5 protein-coding genes and 1 pseudogene are annotated in these 5,052 nt (G+C 44.1%); 5 read left to right on the top strand and 1 reads right to left on the bottom strand.

Annotation, left to right across the window (positions count from 1 at the left end; translation table 11 throughout):
• Positions 1-243 (top strand): annotated as a pseudogene (locus H6S82_RS17710) (patatin); the annotation flags it as partial.
• A 102-nt stretch (positions 244-345) separates the two neighbouring features.
• Here H6S82_RS17710 and H6S82_RS17705 read toward each other — a convergent pair.
• Complete coding sequence (locus H6S82_RS17705) at positions 346-1,797, bottom strand: diguanylate cyclase (RefSeq protein WP_190473832.1); 1,452 nt, start codon at positions 1,795-1,797, stop codon at positions 346-348.
• Positions 1,798-1,926: 129 nt separating this feature from the next.
• Between H6S82_RS17705 and H6S82_RS17700 the strand changes: the two genes are divergently transcribed.
• From H6S82_RS17700 to H6S82_RS17690, 4 genes are all read left to right on the top strand, one after another.
• Positions 1,927-2,715: an SAM-dependent chlorinase/fluorinase gene (locus H6S82_RS17700; protein WP_190473825.1), complete on the top strand. Its 789-nt coding sequence runs from the start codon at positions 1,927-1,929 to the stop codon at positions 2,713-2,715.
• Positions 2,716-3,145: 430 nt separating this feature from the next.
• Positions 3,146-3,277, top strand: coding sequence for a hypothetical protein (locus H6S82_RS34090; RefSeq protein ID WP_255512303.1), 132 nt, complete (start codon positions 3,146-3,148; stop codon positions 3,275-3,277).
• Positions 3,278-3,411: 134 nt separating this feature from the next.
• A complete protein-coding gene (locus H6S82_RS17695; protein ID WP_190473824.1) occupies positions 3,412-4,146 on the top strand; it encodes a WecB/TagA/CpsF family glycosyltransferase in 735 nt (244 codons plus the stop codon).
• Between the two features lie 78 nt (positions 4,147-4,224).
• Positions 4,225-5,025 (top strand): tetratricopeptide repeat protein, encoded by an 801-nt coding sequence (locus tag H6S82_RS17690; protein ID WP_190473821.1) that lies wholly within the window; start codon positions 4,225-4,227, stop codon positions 5,023-5,025.
• Positions 5,026-5,052: the final 27 nt, after the last annotated feature.

Genomic DNA, 5,052 nt, shown 5'->3' with positions numbered 1-5,052 from the left:
ATTATCAATATTATGATGGACGGTATGAGCGAATCGGTAGCCAGTCAATTGGAACAATTGCTTCCTTACGATCCCGGTTATCCCAAACAGTACTATCGCTTCCAAGCACCGTTGAATGAAGCTAACGATGATATGGACGATGGCAGCCAAGAAAATATTGCTAAACTGGTAGATATAGCGCAGCTGATTATTGCTGAGCAAAATAGCAATTTGGATCGACTTTGCGAGGAACTTTTGAGGTAGAAATGTAGGGCGCGTCAGATACTAAAATAGTAGCTTTACGAACGGATTAATCGGTCTGATGTGCCCTATAAATGTTCCTCTTGCGTACAACTAGATTTTTTTTCAAGAAAGTAAACATTGCCGCTTAGCACGTTTGTCTTCGTACATCAGTGCATCAGTTCGGGCTACTAAACTTTCCATAGATTCCCTAGTTTGAGGATCGAAAGGTAAAATACCAACACTCATAGATAATTTATAAGGACGCTTTTCTTGCCGATTGAACTCATCAATTTTTGTAATAATTCGTGGTTCGATCGCATGGCAGCTATCGCCGCAGTTTAATGCCAGAATAATAAATTCATCACCACCCAAACGCGCCACCACATCTGCTTCCCGAAAAGTGCTTTTCAGTAATTGTGCGGCGTCAACAATCATCGCCGAACCTAAATCGTGTCCTAAAGTGTCGTTGATTTTTTTCAAACCATCTAAATCGACAAAAATTAATGCACAGAAGCTGTGGGCACGGCAAGCAACTTTTAATTGCTGTTCGGAGAGAAGAAAAAAACCGCGACGGTTGTGTAAACCTGTCATATCATCGGTGAGAGACAAGCGACGAATTTCCTCTTCTGTCTGCTTGCTTTCAGTAATATCGTAAGTTACGCCCAACACAGTTTCCACGCTTCCGTTGGCGTCGAACTCCGGCACAAATCGCGTGCAATAGTAGCGCACACCATCGCGACTGACAAAAGGAAACTCGACTTCTTTGGGGATGCCGACAGCGAAGACCTGGCAGACGCCAGATTCCCAGACCTCCCATACCTGTGGCGATAACTTCAACTCTCGAAAAGTTTTACCCAAGAATTCGTCTTTGGGGATGCCGCAGACTTCTGTTAGGGGTTGATTGACAAAGATGTGCCGCAGGTTGCGATCGACGCGGGCCACCAATGCAGGTACGTTATCGGCTAAAGTGGCCAGTTCTTTGTATGCGGTCTGGAGTTCTGCTGTACGTTCGACTACGCGCTGTTCCAGTTCGGCGTAAACTTGGATATTTTCCAATGCGACGGCGGTGGTGTCAGCTAGTGCTTGTAGCAACTTTACTTCTTCCGGACTGGGTTGATGTCGTTTGGCCCAGTAGTTGCCGATCGCACCGATCGGGTCTAATGTCCGAATCGGCACCATCACCAGACTCTTGACAAAGGTTGATTGATAAGCTTGATACGGGATGCGCGTATCGGCATAAATATCTTCGATCTGCACCGGTTGGCGGTTCAACATCGTCCACCCGCCGATGCAAATATTCATCGGGAAGCGCTGACCTTTCCAAAGTGGCGCGATCGCATTTTCCTCCGCGTAGTAGCACATATTGCGGTCGCGCAGTACGAAGGTAGCTCCGTCCGCACCAGTCAGTTCTCGTGCAGCTTGCTTTACAATTGCCATAACGGCGTCTAGGTTGCGAGCTAAAGAAAGCTCTTGCACAACTGTGACAAGTTGCTCCATCCCACGGTAGTAGCGCCTCGTTTCTTTTGGAGAAATCCGGCGATCGGCTATTTGTCGAACAGCCTGACGAGTTGCCATATTACTATCTCCGGAACAATTAACAATAGGCTAGCGGGGAAAATTTTGCGATAACGAGGCTTTTGGGATAGACGCCGATGACTTTTTGTCTAACGGATTTCATATAAAATTTTTGTAAACTTGACAAAAATGCCTGTTCCTAGACTGGTGACTCTCTTAAGCGATTTTGGCCTAAGCGATGTTTATGTAGGTGTAATGAAAGGCGTTATTGCCCAAATCAACCCTACTCTAACTGTAATCGATCTTAGCCATGAAATTCCTCCCCAAAACATTGCTGCAGGTCAATTTTGTCTGATGAGCGCCTACCCGTATTTTCCTGATGGAACGGTACATATTGCCGTTGTCGATCCTGGGGTAGGGGGTAACAGACGTGCAGTGGCGATCGAATTTGCCAATGCTTTTTTAGTTTGCCCGGATAATGGGTTGTTTAGCGGTATTCTCAGTCACACTCCCGTTGTGGCGGCGATCGCACTTACCAATCGAGAATACTGGCGCACGCCAACACCCAGCAAGACTTTTCACGGTCGAGATATTTTTGCCTCCGTGGGAGCTCATCTTGCCAGCGGTGTTCCTTTTACAGAATTGGGACAAAAAATCGCTCCAGAAACCTTGGTGCCATTGCCCATATCAGAATACAGTTTAACAGATACTGGTATTCTAGGCTGCATTCAGTATGTCGATCGCTTCGGCAACTTAATTACAAACATCCCCGCTCATCTCGTTGACGGCAAAAATTGGTTTGTTAAAGCCGCTGGGTTAAGTATACCAGGTAATAAAACTTACAGCAATACCCCTGATGGCAGTGCGATCGCTTTACTTGGGAGTCACGGTTGTGTGGAAATTGCTGTCAGCAAAGGTAACGCCCAATCACAATTGCAAATAAAACTTGGAGATGCCGTGCAAATCGTGCTGCATTAAATTGAGGCGTCAGCTTTTTGATAGCTGATAGGTGATAGCTAGTTAAATTGAGCGATCGACTGGCACCCCACAAGGTTCCTCAACTAGATATCTAATCAGAAACGCAGTTTTTGGCAACGCCAGTGCCTAAGTCTTTGGTTAATTAGCTTGTCAGCCGATCTGATTGACTTAAACTAATTTTGTGATGTTCCTTGCACGCCAAAAATAAAGCAGAGTTTTCGGATAAAAGATGTTGGCTTTTGTGCATAGAAGAGATTTGGTATGGCTGCCTAAGCTCTTGTGTGAGCGGGCAAGGCATAAAATTGTCTGATTGTGTCCGGAAGTTTAACATTTCCTTTTGTAGAACATCAGTAGGCAGAAATAAACAGTTCAATAATTTGCCTTAATAGCTACTCAGAACTGAAACTTTAACGTAGTAAGGTGAACTATTATGTCTACTCGCTACAACAATAACAAATCTCAGTTTGTCCGCATTGTCTACTCTAAAGTCAGAGTTAATGGTAAAGTACAGTTGGTGCCTCTAGAGCTGTATGCTGATGGTTCCCTCAAACCATGTGTTTGAGGTCTGCCCGCTCAAAAAAAGAGAGAAAAAATTTGTCGGGAAGATCTTTCTTTGGAAGTACACAGCAATTCTGCGTCGAGGTAAACTGTCGAGCATAGATATGGTGATGTGAGGTTGTGCAAAAACAGGTTATTATGACTGAGACGCCCCAACCGTTCTCGGTACTGGGACTACCGGTACATCTGTTGGAAGACTATTCAGGTTGGCTCCTCTCAAGGTTGCAGCACCAACAAGGCTGTCATGTGGTAACACTCAACGCTGAGATGAGCATCCAGGCAGAACGCAATGCAAGTTTGGCTAGTACGATCCGTCAAGCCGATTTGGTTATTCCTGATGGCTCTGGAGTTGTGCTTTATTTGCGTATACTGGGCAAATCGGTAAAACGTTGTCCGGGAATTGAACTGGCAGAGTCGCTTTTGTGGCAAGCCGGTCAGTTGGGCAAGTCGTGGTCGGTATTTTTCTACGGTGGAAAACCTGGGGTAGCTCAAACAGCCGCAGAAATGTGGCAGCGACGAGTTCCAGGATTGAAAATCGCAGGTACGCAGCACGGCTACCTTTCACCTGAAGACGAACAACAACTGCACGCCACCCTCAAAGAACTACAGCCCAGCATAATTTTAGTTGGTTTGGGCGTGCCGCGCCAAGAATTGTGGATTGCCAAAAATCGCCTCCTTTGTCCCAAAGCAATCTGGATTGGCGTTGGCGGTAGTTTGGATATTTGGGCGGGTATTAAGTCCCGCGCCCCTGCTTGGCTGAGGAACAATCATTTGGAATGGCTGTATCGTTTGTATCAAGAGCCCTGGCGCTGGCGGCGGATGTTAGCTTTACCACAGTTCGCTTGGCGTGCGTTAGTGAAAAATTTGGCTTAGAAGCATATATTTGCAACCAGGATGGTTAAAATATTCCTATATTTTAACCATCCTGGTTGTAATTAAGGTAATAAATTAATGAAGAAAGTAGCTTATGCGATCGCTGGCTTACTCATCGGTATCCTGATTACCTTCTTACTTATATTAATAGATACCATTGTCGCAATTAATACAGGTATACCTTTTGGTTTAGTAACATTTATCGGAGTTTTAGCAGTTTGGGGTTTTCTAATTTGGGAACTTTATTTTAACTCGATGAAGCCGATTAAACTGATGTTCCAAGGAGAGTACGATCGCGCTTTAGCTCTTTTACACAAAAAGCTAAAAAGTATTTTCGTGCGGCTGCATATAGAGAGTAGAGACGGCATTATTTACAACATCGCCAATGTGTATCACAGAATGGGCAGATTTGAAGACGCAAGTGAGTGGTTGGAGAAAATCGAGCCAAGAAAACTAGATCTGATCTTAAAAGGCCCTTATTATGGTTTGTCTGCCCTAAATCTATTAATGCTAAAAGTGGATTTGAATGAAGCTGAAAGATATCTAGAAATAGCATCTACTTTCGAGAAATTCACATTGATTAATCTTATCTATGTATATTTCTATGTTTTAATAAATAACTTTACAAACGCTGGTGAAAAACTGCAAGAGTATTTGGAAAATAAAGAAAACATAAAAAATTTCAGTATAAGTTTTAACGCTATTTTGATTAGGGATAAAGAATTTCTCAGCGTATTGGAAAACTTTATTTACGGTACGTATTATCAAGCAATAAACGATCGCGATCGAGCCAGAGAATGCTTTGAAAAAGCATATAGTTCTCCTTATGATAGTTACTACCAGGCCAAAGCAGGTGAATGGTTAAGGGCAAATGACTGAACGAGTGGGGGAGTGGGGGAGTGGGGG

It is taken from the genome of Planktothrix sp. FACHB-1355 (assembly GCF_014748295.1).
Taxonomy (GTDB): Bacteria; Cyanobacteriota; Cyanobacteriia; order Cyanobacteriales; family Aerosakkonemataceae; genus Aerosakkonema; species Aerosakkonema funiforme_A.
The sequence above is the reverse complement of the archived record's forward strand: the minus strand, read 5'-3'. Positions and strand labels throughout refer to the sequence as shown.

Bases quoted from the DNA above. Each gene is read 5' to 3' on its own strand.
- H6S82_RS17700 (WP_190473825.1), top strand. From the start codon at position 1,927: ATGCCTGTTCCTAGACTGGTGACTCTCTTAAGCGATTTTGGCCTAAGC.
- H6S82_RS34090 (WP_255512303.1), top strand. From the start codon at position 3,146: ATGTCTACTCGCTACAACAATAACAAATCTCAGTTTGTCCGCATTGTC.
- H6S82_RS17695 (WP_190473824.1), top strand. From the start codon at position 3,412: ATGACTGAGACGCCCCAACCGTTCTCGGTACTGGGACTACCGGTACAT.
- H6S82_RS17690 (WP_190473821.1), top strand. From the start codon at position 4,225: ATGAAGAAAGTAGCTTATGCGATCGCTGGCTTACTCATCGGTATCCTG.
- H6S82_RS17705 (WP_190473832.1), bottom strand. From the start codon at position 1,797: ATGGCAACTCGTCAGGCTGTTCGACAAATAGCCGATCGCCGGATTTCT.